We start from the raw sequence: 15028 nt of genomic DNA, 5'->3' as shown, positions 1-15028 counted from the left end.
GCAACCTTGATTAAGGCTACCTTAAGAAGTCAGACGTCCAGTCCGTGATTTTCGGCGACGAAGACCCCGCCGAGCAAGTTAGGAGACCCCATCAAGGGGCGACCGAGGGGGTGCAGGAGGGCGCGAGAGGGTTTAGCCCTCCAGCTTGTACCCGAGTCCGCGCACGGTAACCAGGTGCACTGGATTGGCAGGATCGGCCTCGATCTTGGACCGAAGTCGTTTGACGTGGACGTCCAATGTTTTGGTGTCGCCGACGTAATCCGCACCCCAGACCCGGTCGATCAACTGGCCGCGGGTCAGCACGCGGCCGGTGTTGCGCATCAGGTATTCGAGAAGGTCGAACTCCTTGAGCGGCAAGGTAATCTGCTCGCCGTTCACCATGACCACGTGCCGTTCGACGTCCATGCGCACCGGGCCGGACTCCAGCACGCCCTCGCCGACGCCGCCCTCGTCGTCGCCGCCGCGGCGCAGCACCGCCCGGATCCGGGCAATCAGTTCGCGGGCCGAATACGGCTTGGTCACGTAGTCGTCGGCGCCCAACTCCAGTCCGACGACCTTGTCGATCTCACTGTCGCGGGCAGTGACCATAATCACCGGCACACTGGAACGCGCGCGTAATTGTTTGCAGACGTCGGTGCCCGACATCCCTGGCAGCATCAGATCCAGCAGCACGATGTCGGCGCCGGCCCGGTCGAATTCGGCCAGGGCGGCGGTTCCATCGCCGACCACGGTGGCCTCAAAACCCTCTTTACGCAGCAGAAATGCCAACGGGTCGGCCAGCGATTCCTCGTCCTCAACGATCAAGACGTGTGTCATCGACGCTGCCCTTCCCCGTAGCTACCCTCTGTGTGGTCGACAGCGGGTGTCATCACTGCTCCTCCTTCTCTGGGTTCAGACTGCCCTGGTAAGCGGGAATCGCCAAGGTAAATGTCGAACCGGTGCCCGGCTGGCTCCACAACGTGATGGTGCCGTTGTGGTTGGCCGCCACGTGTTTGACGATCGCCAACCCCAGCCCGGTACCCCCGGTGGCCCGCGATCGGGCCTTGTCGCTGCGGAAGAACCGTTCGAACACGCGCTGCTGATCCTTGGGCGCAATACCGATGCCCCGGTCGGTCACGGCGATCTCGATGAAACCCTCCCGGCGACGCCGGCTGATCGATACCGGCGAACCGTGCGGCGAGTAGGCGATCGCATTGGACACCAGGTTGGCCAGCGCGGTGACCAACAATGGTTCATCGCCGAGTACGCGCAGCCCGCTCGGGGCATCGGTGGTGATCGTGATCTCGGCGTTGTCGGCGGCCACCTTGTGCCGGGAGATCGCCTCGTTGACCACCGCGTCGACGTCGATGACGCCGAGGTCCGGAAGCGGGTCGGCGCCCTGCAGGCGGGACAGCTCGATCAGCTCACCGATCATGCTGGCGAGCCGGTTGGCCTCCACCAACACGCGCTCGGCAAACGGCCGCACCGCCTCGGGGTCGTCCGCCGACGCCAGCAGCGCCTCGGCGAGCAGCCCCATCGCCCCCACCGGGGTCTTCAGCTCATGGCTGACGTTGGCCACGAAGTCGCGCCGACTGGCCTCCATACGGGCCTGCTCGGACTGGTCATCGACGATCACCACGGCGAACCGGCGATCCTCCTCCGAGAGCAGCCGGGCGTAACCACGCACGGCTGACAGATCCGACCGGGTGGCCCCGGGCGCCCGCTTGGCCACCGTCAAGTCGAAGACGACTTCGTCCTCGCCGTCCAGAGCGCGTTGCGCGGCCGCCCAGGCCTCGTCGTCGAGCAACCGGCCGTGCACCAGTCCCAGCTCGGTGGCGCGCTCGTTGAGGTAGACGACGTCGCGGTGGGAGTCGACGACCGCGATCCCCAGCGAGGCGTGCGACACGATCTGCTGCAGCATCTCCGCGACGGTGATCCCGGATCGCTCGGTCGCGGCCTTGCGGCGTCGTTCGGCCAGCCGCGGCGATAGCCACACGCCAGCCGCCACGCCTGCCGCCAGCGCAGGAATCGCCGACGCTGCAGCAAGCGTCAGCGCCGAGGTCGCAGCCACGGCAAAATCGTACGCAGTCCGGCACCGTGAGCTGACCAGCGTTCGACCGTGACGTGCGCCGAATGTGAATTCAACGCGAAGATTTCACCCGGGCTCCACCCGGCATTCACGCTGGGCGGCCCAAAACCGCTACTTGGCGCCCTGGCTCGCGACCGCAGCAGCCCCGGCAGCTGCGGCCTCGGGGTCCAGATAGACGCCGCCGGCAACCTTCGGGCGCAGGTCGGCATCCAAGTCGTACCGCAACGGGATGCCGGTCGGGATGTTCAGCCCGACGACTTCCTCGTCGGACATTCCGTCGAGGTATTTCACCAGCGCCCGCAACGAGTTGCCGTGCGCCGCGATCAGCACCGTCTTGCCGCACCGCAGGTCCGGAATGACGACGTCGGTGAAGTACGGCAGGAAGCGCGCCACCACGTCGGCCAGGCACTCGGTCAGCGGGCCGCCGCCGATGTCGGCGTAACGGGGGTCGGTGTCCTGGCTGTACCGGCTGCCGGCTTCGATCGACGGCGGCGGAGTGTCGTAGCTGCGCCGCCACGTCATGAACTGGTCGTCGCCGTAGCGCGCCTTGGTGGCGGCCTTGTCCAGGCCCTGCAGCGCCCCGTAGTGGCGCTCGTTGAGCCGCCAGGTGCGGTGCACGGGGATCCAGTGCCGGTCGGCGGCGTCCAGCGCCAGGTTCGCGGTGGTGATCGCCCGGCGCAGCAGCGACGTGTAGAGCACGTCCGGCAATAAGTTGTGCTCGACCAGCAGCTCACCGGCACGGACCGCCTCGGCGCGGCCCTTGTCGGTCAAGTTGACGTCCATCCAGCCGGTGAACTGGTTGCTGGCGTTCCATTCGCTTTCGCCGTGGCGCAGGAGCACCAAGGTGGCAGTGTCAGACATGGGCGTCAGTGTCTCACGGGCACTGATTCGGGTTACCGTCGAAGGAAGGTCCGACAACCGGGATCGGGGGTGTGGTGTGCACGTGCCCCGACTGCGGCCGCTTCCCTGCCTCCTGGCCGCCGCGCTGCTGACGATCGCGGCAGTACCGCTGACCGGCGCGTCGCCAGCTGCGCGCGCCACACCGTGCGCCGACGTCGAAGTGGTCTTCGCCCGGGGCAGCGAGGAACCGCCCGGCGTCGGCAAGGTCGGGCAGGCCTTCGTCAAGGCGCTGCGCGCCACGCTCACCGACCGATCGTTGGCGGTATATCCGGTCAACTACGCCGCCGCGAGTGGCTTTTCCAGCGGTCTCGACTTCGACCGAAGCGTCATCGCCGGGATCCGCGACGAGGTCAGCCACATCGAGTGGACAGCCCTGGACTGTCCGGACACCCAGATCGTGTTGGGCGGCTACTCCCAGGGCGCAGCGGTCACCGGTTATGCGACGGCGCAGTCGGTGCCGACCGGGTTACCGGACGAGTTGGTGCCGGATCTGCCGCGGCCGATGCCCGATGTGGTGGCCGACCACGTCGCGGCGGTGATCCTGTTCGGGAAGCCCTCGGCAACGTTCATCCGGCGCTACGACGCGCCGCCGGTCCAGGTCGGCCCGCTGTACGCGGCCAAGACCCGCGAGTATTGCGCTCACAATGACGCCGTCTGCGACGGCACTGACGGCATCCCGTTCGGGCATCTGGATTACCCGACGAACAGCATGCCCGCCGACGCCGCGGCGGTCGCCGCCCGCCGCATCGAAGCCAACGCGAATCGCGACGTCACCCTGCACTGACCGGTGGTCGGCTGGCTACGACGTCGCGTCGTCACCATCCGTGTCGATGTCACTGCCCGACTCCTCCGCATCGCGCTGCGCGCTCTGAATCGTCGTCGGGCGCAGATGCTCGAACGCCCGCAGGTTCTTCAGCGACTGTCCGGTGGACACCCGCCACTCCCATTCCTTCTGGATCGAGGTGGCAAATCCCAACTCCAGCAACGTATTGAAGTCGAAGTCGACGGCTTCGAGCACCTGCCCGAGCACTCGGTCGATCTCCTCGGCGGTCACTGACGTCAGCGAGATCCGGCCGACCAGGTAGATGTCGCCGACGTTGTCCAGGGTGTAGGCCACCCCGTACAAGCGGCGGTTGCGCTTGAGCAGGTAGCGGTAGACACCGGCGTGGTTCTCGTCGGGCTGGCGGCAGACGAACGCCTCGACGCGCACCGAGTGCTCCCCGATGCTGAGGATGGTGTTGGTCTTGAGCTTGCGCTCGCCGGGCAGTTCGACGATCAGCCCCGGCAGCCCGCCGTGGGAGCCCGGCGTCGGCGAGTAGATCAGCTCGGCGGCCTGCAGCGTGCTCTCGATGAGCTCCTGGACATCGCCCCGGTTCACGCCCACCACTGCCTCCTGTGCGCGTCGACTGTGCGGTTTACTCGGCAATACACCGGGGCGCACCTCGCAAACCGCACACTCGGCGCCGATAGGACGCGCAGTGCTGCCAGGCAGCTCACGCGCGTGCCCCGCGCCGGGTGGGCCAGCGGCGAGGCCGGCGTGCCGATCCGAGCACCCGCATCCGCCCACCCCGGGCCGCGGCGAAGTCTTCGATCGCGCGGGAGTAGCTGGCCAACTGGGCGTCCACGGTGCGCTCCCAGGAGAACTGCGCCGCGTGGCTGGCGGCGGCCCGGCGCATCGCCCATCCGCGAGGTCCCGAACACAGCCGCAGCAGCTCGTCGAGAGCGGTTGCCCACGCCTCGATCCCGTGCCCGTCGACCAGTCGCCCGGTGACCCCGTCGCGCACCGCCACCGGCAACCCGCCGACGGCCGCGGCAACCACCGGCGTCCCGCAGGCCTGCGCCTCCAGCGCCACCAGACCGAACGATTCGGAGTAGCTCGGCACCGCCACCAGGTCGGCGGCTTGGAACAGCGTCGCCAGATCCGCGCGGGACTGCGGTGGCAGGAATGTCACCCGGTCACTGATACCCAGTTCCGCCGCCAGCCGAACCAGACCGCCCGGTTCCGCCAAACCGCTGCTGCCCGACGGTCCGCCGGCCACCACCACGCGTACCCCGGGCAGTTTCGCGGCCGCACGCAGCAGGATGTCGGGCGCCTTGAGCGGCTGGATGCGGCCGACGAACGCCACGATCGGTTCGCCTGCCGATAACCCCAGCGCCTGCCGCGCTGCCAACTTGTCGCCGGGCTCAAACACCTCCAGGTCGACGCCCGGGTGCGCCACGTCGATCCGGCGCGGGTCCGCCTCATGCAGGGCGATGAGTTGCTGTGCCTCGTCGTCGGTGTTGACGATCAGCCGGTCCGCCGCATCGACGACCTGCTGCTCGCCGACCGCGCGCAGGGGCGGTTCCGGGGCGTCCCCGGCAGCCAGGGCGGCGTTCTTCACGCCGGCCAGGGTGTGCGCGGTGTGCACCAGTGGTACCGCCCACCTGTCCGCGGCCAGCCAGCCGACCTGACCCGAGAGCCAGTAGTGCGAATGCACGACGTCGTAGTAGCCGGGCTCGTGAGCGGCCTCGGCGCGCAGCACCCCGGCGGCGAACGCGCACAGCTGCGTGGGCAGGTCGTTCTTGTCCAGGCCTTCGAACGGCCCGGCCACGACGTTGCGCACCAGCACGCCGGGCGCGACGTGCTGCACCGGCGGGTCGATCGACGATGTGGCGCGGGTGAACACTTCCACTGCGACCCCGCGGCGCGCCAGATGCAGCGCGCTCTGCAGGACGTAGACGTTCATTCCGCCGGCATCGCCGGTGCCGGGTTGGGCCAGCGGCGAGGTGTGTACCGACAGCAGCGCTACCCGGTGCACATCGGCTCTGCTGCCTCCGACCCCTCCGACGCCATAGCCCACCCCGCCATCTTTACAGGTGCGGTCAGGCGGACACTTCCGGGACCACGCGGGCGACCGGCCCGCGGGAGCGACGCATCGCCCCGACCGGGTCGGCGTAGAGTCCGCCCAGTGCCACGGTGCCGGCGCCGGCCTCCTGAACCCGGTTGCCGAACGCGGTGACGCGGATGCTGCGCGGCGGGAGCACTGAGCGCTGCGTAAATGCCCGCTCCACCTCGACCATGCCCTCGGGGTATTCGGTGAAACCCTGGCCACCGACCACCAGGTCATCGGGGTTGAGCACATCGCGCAACAGCGCGACCGCTTCGCCCAGTGCGCGGGCCCGCTCGGTCAGCAGTGCCGCCGCTCGCTCGTCACCGCCGCGCGCCTCGCGCACCAGGGTGGTCACCGCCGCCGACACGGCGCCCTTGCCCTCGGGCAGCAGCCGCAACCGACGAGCCGCGGCCAGTACCGCCTCATCGCTGACGGTGGACTCCAGATGCCCGGTGCCCCCGAGCAGTTCCGAGTACACCGGCAGCCCGGCGATGGTGCCGGGACCACTGGCCGGGCTGTGCACCCGGCCGCCGATCACCAGGGCGTAGCCGACCGTTTCGCGGGCGTAGACGTAGAGGCTGGTGGTGCTGTTGGCCGTCGGCCGCCGCACCCCGAACAGCAGTTCCGCCCCGGCCATCGCATCCACGTGGGAGGCCACCGATACGGGCAGGCCCAGCTCCTCGGCCAACACGGGTCCGACCGGCGCTGCCGTCCAGCCCAGCCGCGGGTGGTCCACGTGGCCGGTGGCCCCGTCGACTGCGCCACCGGTCGCCACGCCGACCCACAGCGGCCGGCGCTTCTGCCAGCGGGTCAGGTACCGGCTGGCGCTGGCGGCCAGCGATGCCAGCGCCGGCGTCGCGCCATTGTTCGGTGTCGGGGTCTCGACGACGTCCAGCGTGCGTCCGAGCAGGTCGGTGGCCACAATGCTGGTGGTCTTGGCCCCGATGTGCAGGCCCAGGGTGAGGAACGGTTCGTGGTTGACCACCACCGGCCGACGCGGCCGCCCGATCGCCCCGGACGTGGCCAGGTCGGCGCGCTCCAGCAGCAATCCGGCTTCCAGCAGCGCACTGACCTGGCGGTTGACCGTGGCCACGCTCAGCGAGGTGACGCCGGCGATGGCCTCCCGCGCGACCGGGCCATGTTGGCGAACCGCGGCGAACACCTCGGCGCCGGCGCTGTCGGCGAGCTGCAGGGCCGGGGCTACCACGCGCGGGTGAGAACGGAGGCGACCGTTGCGGTGGCTGGCCAGGTGAGCGGTGAGAGAGGTAGTACGCACGAGATGTCCTTGTCTGGAGAAAAATCCGAATGAGGGCCGTTTACGCCTACGACCCGGCGGATTCTCCTAAGGAGCGCTACTCGCAGCAGGTCAGGCGCAGCAACACGCGCGACAACACGCGCCGTGGGCGACCAGACAGACCGCTGTCAGAAAGCGGGCACTGCGAGACATAGCTGAGAATCTATCACGATCACTAAGGTTGACGCGATGACGACATCTGCGCACGCTCAGCGCATTGCGGTGGTCACCGGCGCCAGCTCAGGCATCGGCGAGGCGACCGCGAGAACCCTTGCCGGACAAGGCTTTCACGTCATCGTCGCGGCCCGCCGCGCCGATCGGATCGCCGCGCTGGCCGACGAGATCGGCGGCACCGCAGTAGTGACCGACGTCACTGACCCGGCCGCCGTCGCCGACTTGGCCCAGAGGTGCGAACAGGTCTGCGAGTCGCTCTCCGGTTCAATAAACGTGCTGGTCAACAACGCCGGCGGCGCCAAGGGTCTGGCATCGGTAGAACAGGCCGATCTCGAGCACTGGCGCTGGATGTGGGAGACCAATGTGCTGGGCACCCTGCAGGTGACGCGTGCGCTGCTGCCGAAACTGGTCGCGTCCGGGGACGGCCTGGTGGTCACGGTGACTTCGATCGCGGCGTTCGAAATCTATGACGGTGGCGCCGGCTACACCTCGGCCAAGCACGCTCAAAGCGCACTGCACCGCACGCTGCGCGGCGAACTGCTGGGAAAGCCGGTGCGGCTCACCGAAATCGCTCCCGGCATGGTGGACACCGAGTTCTCGCTGGTGCGCTTCGAAGGCGACCGCGACCGCGCTGACGCCGTCTATTCCGGCCTGACGCCGCTGACGGCGGCCGACATCGCCGAGGTGATCGGGTTCGTGTCCTCCCGGCCGCCGCACGTCGACCTCGACCAGATCGTCATCCGCCCCCGCGACCAGGCATCTGCGACCCGGGCTAACCGCCGGGTGAAGGACTCGAGCTCGTCGTAGTCGTGGGCGTGCCCGACAGTGTCGGCGCGTCGGTCGGGGTGGCCGGCGCGGTGCGGGGCAGTGAGGTCCGGGGTGGTTCGGAACTCGACAAAGCCGACATCGAGACCCAGGTGTCCCAGTCCACCGCCCAGTCCCAGATATCCCCGTCGGCGTAGGACAGCTCGATCGAGCTGCCGGTCACTTCGACGGGGTCGCCGTAGATCGCGCTGTGGAAGTACTGCTCGGCGTCGTCTGTCGACAAGTTGATGCAGCCGTTGGTGACGTTGGTGTTGCCCTGAGCGCCCGCACTGGCCGGGTTGGCGTGGATGAACTCGCCGTTGTTGGAGATGCGGACCGCCCAGCGCTCATGGATGTTGCTGTAGCCGGCGGCCGGGTTGGACATGTAGAAGTCCGCGTACTTCTCGCTGACCACGTGGATGCCGTTGCGAGTGACGTTGCGCGGCTTGTCGGCTTCGCCGTAGCTGCAGGGGAAGTCCATGATCACGCCCTCGTCGCGGGCCACCTGAATGCGGTGCGACGAGACTTCCGCGCGCACCACCTGGCGCCGGCCGATCGCGAAGTCCAGGGACATGTCCTGGGCCCCGTAGGCGCCGTCGCCGAACGCCAGTCCGTACAGCTTGGCGTTGACGCTGACCTTGGTTCCGGCCGGGAAATAGTCCCGACTGCGCCAGTGCACCCGGGCCCCCTGCACCTCGTCGGGCAACCAGGCCCAGCTGCCTTCCACCGGCGGCTCGGTGATGACGGTCAATGCCCGCTCGACGGCCGCCTTGTCGGCGATCGGCCCGTCGAACTGCAAGATCACCGGCGCGGCGACGCCCACCGTCTGTCCATCGGCCAGCTGAAAGCCACCGTCGATGACGACGGCGGGCGCGACCGTGGTGATGCTGCCGCTGACCGGCACCGCATTGCCGTCGTGCCCCACCACCGACCCGCTCCAGGTGTAGACGGAGTCATAGCCCAACGGCTCGGTGACGGTGTAGCGGTTGCGCTCCCGGTTGAACGTTCCGCTGAGCACCTTTCCGGCCGGGCTGGTCAGCGCCACCCGCTGAAACCAGCCGTCGCGCACCGTGACGGCGACGGCGGCGGTGGGCAGCACGTCGGCCACCGCTCCGTGTTCCAGGGCGGGCTCAAACGTCAGGGCAGGCGCAGACTGTGGCGCCTTCTCGGCGCTCTTCCCGGGCTGACCGAAACATCCGGCCAATGTGGTCGGCGCCACAACCCCGGCAGCCAGCGCCGCCAACGCACGTCGCCGGTTCAGGGTCACGGCATTCCAAGATACCGGCCCAGCCGCCTGACCACCTGCGATGCTGCTTACACCCGGTTTACAGCGCGCACCCGACCAGGACCGGCTCGGGGTGCAGGGTGATACCGAACGCGTCCCGCACCCCGTCACGCACGACGCGGGCCAGGCTCAGGATGTCGGCGGAGGTGGCCCCGCCCCGGTTGGTCAACGCCAACGCGTGTTTGGTGGACAGTCGCGCCGGCGCATCCGGCCCGGGATAGCCCTTGCTGAAACCGGACCGCTCCACCAGCCAGCCGGCCGCCAGCTTCACCCCACTCGGGGCTTCCCAGTGCGGCACCGATCCGCTTTCCCGATCAGCCACGCCGCGGTAGACATCTTGTGACACAACCGGATTGGTAAAGAACGAGCCGACACTCCAGGTGTCGTGGTCATCGGCGTCGAGCACCATGCCCTTTGCCGCGCGCAGCGCCAGCACCGCGGCGCGGACCGCTGCCGGGTCGCGGTGCTCGCCGTCGGCGGCCTGCAGCGCGGTGGTCAACTCGCCGTATCGCAGCGGCGCGCTGCGCCCACCCGCATCCAGTTCGAATTCGACCTCCAGCACCACCACCGCATCGGAGTACTTGAGCACGCTGGTGCGATAGCCGAGTTCCAGCTCGGCCGCCGGTGTCCAGCGCACCTCGCCGCTGCGCCGATCCAGCAGCAGAACCCGGGTCAGGCGGTCGGCGACCTCGACGCCGTAGGCCCCGACGTTCTGCACCGGGGTAGCGCCCGCCGAGCCGGGAATGCCCGACAAGCACTCCAGCCCGCCCAGGTTCGCAGCGACCGCGCGGGCGACGACCTCGTCCCAGACTGCGCCGGCTTCGGCGCGCAGCAGAGTGCCGTTGATGGTGATGCCGTCGTTGGCCAACACGACGGCGGTCAGGTCTTCGAGGTCGTCGGCGATCAGCACGTTGGAGCCGCCAGCGAGCAGCAGCGGACGGTCACCGGCCGCGTCGAGTTGACCCAGCGTTGCCACGATCTGCTCGGTGTCGGCGCACGTGATGACCCGTCGGGCGACCGGTCCCACCCGCAGGGTGGTCAAGGGCGCCAGCGGCACCGCCTCAGCGACACGCGCGCCCGCGAACTCGGAACCCGCCACGGCCGGTAACGGTAGCGTGACCAGCTATGCCGCGTACATTCACGCTCTCCGAGCACTACTCGGCAACCGTCGAGCAGGTGTATGCCGTCTTCGCCGACGAGCACTACTGGCGAGCCCGGCTGGCCGACTCCGGAGCCGATGTCGTGGCGTTGGACGCGATGACCGTCGGCCCCGATGGCGGCGTCGACGTCGCCACCACGCAGGGCATTCACCGGGAGAAGCTGCCCGCGCTGGCGGCCCAGTTTCATCCGGGCAATTTGGATGTGGCGCGGCACGAGACATGGCATCCGGTGCGCGACGGGCGCGCACGCGCCCAGGTGACCGGCAAGGTCGTCGGCGCACCGGCAAAGCTGTCCGGCGACGCGATCCTGGCGCCGGCATCCGGCGGCTGTGAGCTGCGGCTGACCGCGACCGTGCAGGTCGACATCCCGCTGGTGGGCGGCAAGATCGAGAGTTTCATCGGCGGGCAGTTGGCCGAGCTGATGACCAGCGAGCAGCGGTTCACCGCGACGTGGCTGCGGCAGGGCGGCGCAACACCGACGGCATAGGCTGGATCCATGCGGATTGCTTGTGCGCAGATACTCAGCGGCGCCGACCCGGCCGCGAATCTGCAACTGGTGACCGACTACACCGAACGGGCCGCCGAGCAGGGGGCGTCGCTGGTGGTGTTCCCGGAGGCGGCGATGTGCCGGTTCGGGGTGCCGCTGGGCCCGGTTGCCGAGCCTCTCGACGGGCCGTGGGCCACGCAGGTTCGCGAAGTCGCCGCGCGAGCTCAGATCACCGTGGTCGCCGGAATGTTCACCCCGGCCGATGGTGGACGCGTCACCAACACGTTGTTGGCGGTCGGCCCCGGAACCGACACGCACTATCACAAGGTCCACCTCTACGACGCCTTCGGTTTCACCGAATCACGCACGGTGGCACCGGGATTCGAGCCGGTGGTGATCGATGTCAACGGCGTCGGCGTCGGGTTGTCGACCTGTTATGACATCCGGTTCCCGGCGCTGTACACCGAATTGGCCGACCGCGGCGCACAGCTGATCGCGGTCTGCGCCTCGTGGGGCGCCGGCCCGGGAAAGCTGTCCCAGTGGGAGCTGCTGGCTCGGGCCCGGGCGCTGGATTCAACCAGCTATGTCGTCGCGGTAGGGCAGGCCGACCCAGGCGTTGCCGAGGATTCCTCGGGCGCGCCGACCGGAGTGGGCCACAGCATGATCACCTCGCCGTGGGGTGAGGTGATCGCCGCTGCCGGCGCATCGCCGCAGCTACTGGTCTGCGACATCGACCTCGACGCGGTCTCCACCGCCCGCCGGACGCTAGCGGTGTTGAGCAATCGTGCGAGCTTCCTTCAGGTCGGTAAGGCACAATCGCGCGGGTGAGCAATCCGCCCGGACCTCCCCAAGACGAGTCACCCTGGGCTCGCCCCACCGGCCAGCCCGAACCCCAAGGCAGCGCTACGCCGCCCCGTCCGCCGGAGCCGTCCGCCTCGCCCACCCAGCAGATGCCGGCGGGCGGGCGTGAAGAGCCCACCACCCGGATTCCCGCGGCACCTGCACACCCTCCCGTGCCGCCGCAGACCCCGGCGCCCGCGCAGGGCGCCGGGTCGCCGCCCACGGACCCGGTGCCGCAGCCGGCGCCGACGCAGGCCGCTGAGGCGCCCACCACCGTGATCGAAGCCCCGGACGCCCCGTCACGGTCGGCTTCGGTGCTACGTGACCCGCTGGCCCTGGTCCTGATCTTGGTGACAGTGATCGCGCTGGCGCTGGCGGGGGTGATCGGCGCCGAGTTGATCGCCCGCCGTATCGGCGACAGCAAGGTGGCCAAGGCAACCGAGTGCGTGGTGAACGACAAGGCCAGCGCCTCGTTCGGGGTGACGCCGCCGTTCTTGTGGCAGCACATCACCGGCAACTACACCAACATCTCCATCCACACTGCGGGCAATCAGGTCAAAGACGCCAAGCAGATGACCGCCGACCTGAGCATCTCCGATGTCGATCTGCACGGCACCGGCGACTCGCGGGGCACCATCGGTTCCCTGCAGGCGACGCTGACCTGGCCGTCGGCCGGGATCAAAGAGACCGTGCAGAACATGGTGCCGATCCTGGGCAACCTGGTCTCCGACCTCAAGACCAATGCACAGGACGGCACCGTCGAGCTGCGCGGTGCGTTCGGTCTGGCCACCGTCGTGGTCAAGCCCGAAGTCGTCAACGGGGGTCTATCCCTGCAGGTGCAGAAACTGACCGGCCTAGGCGCCCTGACTCTGCCGCGAGAGTCGCTGCAACCCGAGTTGGACCGGTTCGCCACGGAGTTGACCAAGCGCTATCCGCTCGGTCTGCGCGCCGACAGCATCGAGGTCACCGATACCGGTGTGGTGGCGCGGTTCTCCACCCATAACGCCTCGATTCCGCGGACGGATGACCCCTGCTTCGCGCATCTGTAACCTTGCACAATGAGCGCACCCGGACCCACACATCGGTTTTCCGGCCTGCCGGCGATCATGCTGGCCTTGACCGCGGTGCTCGCAATAGCACTGGTAGGAATGCTCGGCGGTGAGCTCTACGCCCGCCACCGTGCGAACACCCTGGTCGCCGAAGCCGTCAAATGCGAGGCGCAGGACGACGCCACCGTGTCCTTCGGGACCACTCCCCCGGTGCTAGCGCAGTACTTCAACGGCGAGTACTCCCACATCTCGGTCAAGACCGCCGGTAACCAGATCCGGCAGGCCAAGGGCATGCAGCTCGATCTGGACATCCGCAACGTCCGGCTGAACAAGGGCGCGGGTGCCTCGGACTCCAAAGGCACCATCGGGTCACTGGAGGGCACCATCACCTGGCCGGCCGACGGGATCAAGCAGTCGATTCAGGACGTGGTCCCGATGATCGGCAGCATCGTCACCGGCAGTGTCACCGCCGACCCGGGTGCCGGCACCGTCCAACTCAAGGGCCTGCTCAACAAGGCGACCGTCAAGCCGCAACTGGTGAACAACGGGCTGTCGCTGCAGGTGGTCGATCTGGAGGCGCTGGGCCACGACCTCGACACCGATACCGTGCAGCGCCGCCTCGACGAACTGACCGCAAAGGTGACCGACAACCTTCCGCTGGGCATCCACCTCGACAGCGTGGCAGTCACCGATTCCGGTGTGGTGGTGAAATTCTCGACCCAGAATGCCGCCATCCAGCAGGGGTCTTCGTCGAGTCAATGCTTCGACTCGCTGTAAGTCATCAGGTCCGGGCGAGCCGGAAGTATCCGTAGAGGTAGGCGTCCGGGTCTGCCGCTGCCGGTACCGCAGGGCGGTTGAAGCCCGCGATCAGGATCAGGTCGTCGTTGAACCAACGCCGAATTCCGCCGCTGTGTCCGTACACGCTGTATTCGATGGCGAAGTCGGTAGCGAAACCATCCGCCGTCAGCGCGTAGCCGGACCGCGAGAGGTCCGGCCCGACGAAGTGCCGCAACGCATCCCACACCAGTGGGACCCCGGAAGCGAGAAACCGTTCGTCGGCCACCCGGTAGCCGGGCGCTATGCCGTCGGCGAATTCGCGCAACTGCTTCTCGGCGCCGGCATGATCCGGCACCGATGTGACGGGAATGTCGGCGCTCTGGGCGTACACCCGACTGTCACCCAGCGCGGGCGGCGCAGCGCTTCGGTACTGCCAGAAGACATATCCGGCAAGGACTATGACGATCCCCACGACCACCGCTGCGCTTATCACCATCGCCTTGCTTGCCTTCATCCGAGTGAACCGATGTTGACGCCCGACATCGGGTGCTTGCCGAGGGGACCGGGCAGCCCGGACCCGATCAGGTCGCCGAGCCGGACGGTGACCAGCGCATCGGGGGTGTCGATCGGCGTTCCGATATTGGTCTCCCACGGATTTCGCAGCGTCACCATGGCATCGCTGCCGACACCGCTGATGCCTTCGACCACATAGACATGGCTTTGCGTCAACGGTGCTCCTTCAGGAGAAGTGGAGATCGTCACCGGCTGATGATTGGACAACGCCCCGGAAATCGCTTGGTCGATATGCTGATTGGTCAACCAGACGCTCTCGGGGTTGATTACCGTGCCGCGGTTGCCGGTCAGCGCCTCCAGCGCATCCTTGGCATAGCCACCCTGCCCGATCCCCACGTCGTTGCCGAGGGCGTCGCCGAGGTCCCGGTCCGGGTATTTGAGTTTCGCGTACGCCGACTCCAGCACCGTCGGCCACAACGCCGCGTCGGGCCGGCCGTTGTCGAGCCAGCTTGCGCCGTTGTGTTTGATGTCGGTGTCGATGTCGGCCTGCGTGACGCCGATGTGCTTCCACTCCCGCCCATCCCAGAGGGTGACGTCGAAAGTCCCCGTCTGGTCGTCGAATTGAATGCGATCTTTGATCCGTGCGGGTTGGCGTTGGCGATGGCGCCCATGGTGGCGTCCAGATAGCAATCCCCGACGCTGTCCTGCTTCACGTCGGCGGCGGTCGGGTCGTGCGGGTATAGATCTTTGTCGGTCCACCGGTGTTGGCCGCCGAGCGTATCGATCGGGGGAGACAGCGGCGCGCCG

16 protein-coding genes are annotated in these 15028 nt (G+C 68.2%); 6 read left to right on the top strand and 10 right to left on the bottom strand.

Features of this window, described 5'->3' with window-relative positions:
• Positions 1 to 132: 132 nt before the first annotated feature.
• The 3 genes from regX to RCP37_RS02525 form a co-directional block, all read right to left on the bottom strand.
• Positions 133 to 816 (bottom strand): two-component sensory transduction protein RegX, encoded by a 684-nt coding sequence (gene regX / locus RCP37_RS02535; protein ID WP_024443448.1) that lies wholly within the window; start codon positions 814 to 816, stop codon positions 133 to 135.
• Positions 817 to 868: 52 nt separating this feature from the next.
• On the bottom strand, positions 869 to 2050 hold the full coding sequence (locus RCP37_RS02530; RefSeq protein ID WP_308485480.1) for a sensor histidine kinase: 1182 nt from the start codon (positions 2048 to 2050) through the stop codon (positions 869 to 871).
• 129 nt (positions 2051 to 2179) lie between these two features.
• On the bottom strand, positions 2180 to 2929 hold the full coding sequence (locus RCP37_RS02525) for a phosphoglyceromutase (RefSeq protein ID WP_308485479.1): 750 nt from the start codon (positions 2927 to 2929) through the stop codon (positions 2180 to 2182).
• 82 nt (positions 2930 to 3011) lie between these two features.
• Here RCP37_RS02525 and RCP37_RS02520 point away from each other — a divergent pair, with 82 nt between their 5' ends.
• Complete coding sequence (locus RCP37_RS02520) at positions 3012 to 3752, top strand: cutinase family protein (RefSeq protein ID WP_308485478.1); 741 nt, start codon at positions 3012 to 3014, stop codon at positions 3750 to 3752.
• A gap of 15 nt (positions 3753 to 3767) precedes the next feature.
• Here RCP37_RS02520 and RCP37_RS02515 read toward each other — a convergent pair whose 3' ends face one another.
• The 3 genes from RCP37_RS02515 to RCP37_RS02505 form a co-directional block, all read right to left on the bottom strand.
• The gene (locus RCP37_RS02515) at positions 3768 to 4346 is read right to left on the bottom strand and encodes a type III secretion system chaperone family protein (RefSeq protein WP_308486905.1); all 579 of its coding nucleotides are present in this window, start codon (positions 4344 to 4346) and stop codon (positions 3768 to 3770) included.
• A 115-nt stretch (positions 4347 to 4461) separates the two neighbouring features.
• Positions 4462 to 5808 carry a D-inositol-3-phosphate glycosyltransferase gene (gene mshA, locus RCP37_RS02510; protein WP_308485477.1) on the bottom strand — a complete coding sequence of 449 codons (1347 nt, stop codon included), beginning with the start codon at positions 5806 to 5808 and terminating at the stop codon, positions 4462 to 4464.
• A 22-nt stretch (positions 5809 to 5830) separates the two neighbouring features.
• Positions 5831 to 7114: an ROK family protein gene (locus RCP37_RS02505; RefSeq protein ID WP_308485476.1), complete on the bottom strand. Its 1284-nt coding sequence runs from the start codon at positions 7112 to 7114 to the stop codon at positions 5831 to 5833.
• A gap of 207 nt (positions 7115 to 7321) precedes the next feature.
• On the opposite strand from RCP37_RS02505, the gene RCP37_RS02500 reads away from it, so the two are divergent.
• Positions 7322 to 8113, top strand: a complete 792-nt coding sequence (locus RCP37_RS02500) for an SDR family oxidoreductase (RefSeq protein WP_308485475.1) — start codon at positions 7322 to 7324, stop codon at positions 8111 to 8113.
• Here RCP37_RS02500 and RCP37_RS02495 read toward each other — a convergent pair.
• Positions 8079 to 9377: a L,D-transpeptidase gene (locus RCP37_RS02495; protein ID WP_308485474.1), complete on the bottom strand. Its 1299-nt coding sequence runs from the start codon at positions 9375 to 9377 to the stop codon at positions 8079 to 8081. The genes RCP37_RS02500 and RCP37_RS02495 overlap by 35 nt on opposite strands.
• Before the next feature lie 58 nt (positions 9378 to 9435).
• Complete coding sequence (locus tag RCP37_RS02490; RefSeq protein ID WP_308485473.1) at positions 9436 to 10494, bottom strand: UDP-N-acetylmuramate dehydrogenase; 1059 nt, start codon at positions 10492 to 10494, stop codon at positions 9436 to 9438.
• A 26-nt stretch (positions 10495 to 10520) separates the two neighbouring features.
• On the opposite strand from RCP37_RS02490, the gene RCP37_RS02485 reads away from it, so the two are divergent.
• The 4 genes from RCP37_RS02485 to RCP37_RS02470 are packed head-to-tail and all read left to right on the top strand — an operon-like array spanning position 10521 to position 13708.
• A complete protein-coding gene (locus RCP37_RS02485; RefSeq protein WP_308485472.1) occupies positions 10521 to 11042 on the top strand; it encodes a DUF2505 domain-containing protein in 522 nt (173 codons plus the stop codon).
• Between the two features lie 9 nt (positions 11043 to 11051).
• Positions 11052 to 11870 (top strand): carbon-nitrogen hydrolase family protein, encoded by an 819-nt coding sequence (locus RCP37_RS02480; protein ID WP_308485471.1) that lies wholly within the window; start codon positions 11052 to 11054, stop codon positions 11868 to 11870.
• Positions 11867 to 12931, top strand: coding sequence for an LmeA family phospholipid-binding protein (locus RCP37_RS02475; RefSeq protein ID WP_308485470.1), 1065 nt, complete (start codon positions 11867 to 11869; stop codon positions 12929 to 12931). Before RCP37_RS02480 ends, RCP37_RS02475 begins: the two co-directional genes overlap by 4 nt.
• 9 nt (positions 12932 to 12940) lie before the next feature.
• Positions 12941 to 13708, top strand: a complete 768-nt coding sequence (locus RCP37_RS02470) for an LmeA family phospholipid-binding protein (protein WP_308485469.1) — start codon at positions 12941 to 12943, stop codon at positions 13706 to 13708.
• A gap of 4 nt (positions 13709 to 13712) precedes the next feature.
• Here the strand turns inward: RCP37_RS02470 and RCP37_RS02465 are convergent, their stop codons facing one another.
• Positions 13713 to 14222: a hypothetical protein gene (locus RCP37_RS02465; RefSeq protein ID WP_308485468.1), complete on the bottom strand. Its 510-nt coding sequence runs from the start codon at positions 14220 to 14222 to the stop codon at positions 13713 to 13715.
• Positions 14219 to 14911, bottom strand: coding sequence for a C2 family cysteine protease (locus tag RCP37_RS02460; RefSeq protein ID WP_308485467.1), 693 nt, complete (start codon positions 14909 to 14911; stop codon positions 14219 to 14221). Before RCP37_RS02460 ends, RCP37_RS02465 begins: the two co-directional genes overlap by 4 nt.
• Positions 14912 to 15028: the final 117 nt, after the last annotated feature.

This window comes from Mycolicibacter sp. MU0102, from assembly GCF_963378105.1.
GTDB lineage: Bacteria > Actinomycetota > Actinomycetes > Mycobacteriales > Mycobacteriaceae > Mycobacterium > Mycobacterium holstebronense.
Note: the sequence above shows the minus strand (reverse complement) of the source record. Positions and strands in the feature narration are given on the sequence as shown.

Bases quoted from the DNA above. Each gene is read 5' to 3' on its own strand.
- RCP37_RS02465 (WP_308485468.1), bottom strand. From the start codon at position 14,222: ATGAAGGCAAGCAAGGCGATGGTGATAAGCGCAGCGGTGGTCGTGGGG.
- RCP37_RS02480 (WP_308485471.1), top strand. From the start codon at position 11,052: ATGCGGATTGCTTGTGCGCAGATACTCAGCGGCGCCGACCCGGCCGCG.
- RCP37_RS02525 (WP_308485479.1), bottom strand. From the start codon at position 2,929: ATGTCTGACACTGCCACCTTGGTGCTCCTGCGCCACGGCGAAAGCGAA.
- regX (WP_024443448.1), bottom strand. From the start codon at position 816: ATGACACACGTCTTGATCGTTGAGGACGAGGAATCGCTGGCCGACCCG.
- RCP37_RS02470 (WP_308485469.1), top strand. From the start codon at position 12,941: ATGAGCGCACCCGGACCCACACATCGGTTTTCCGGCCTGCCGGCGATC.
- RCP37_RS02500 (WP_308485475.1), top strand. From the start codon at position 7,322: ATGACGACATCTGCGCACGCTCAGCGCATTGCGGTGGTCACCGGCGCC.
- RCP37_RS02485 (WP_308485472.1), top strand. From the start codon at position 10,521: ATGCCGCGTACATTCACGCTCTCCGAGCACTACTCGGCAACCGTCGAG.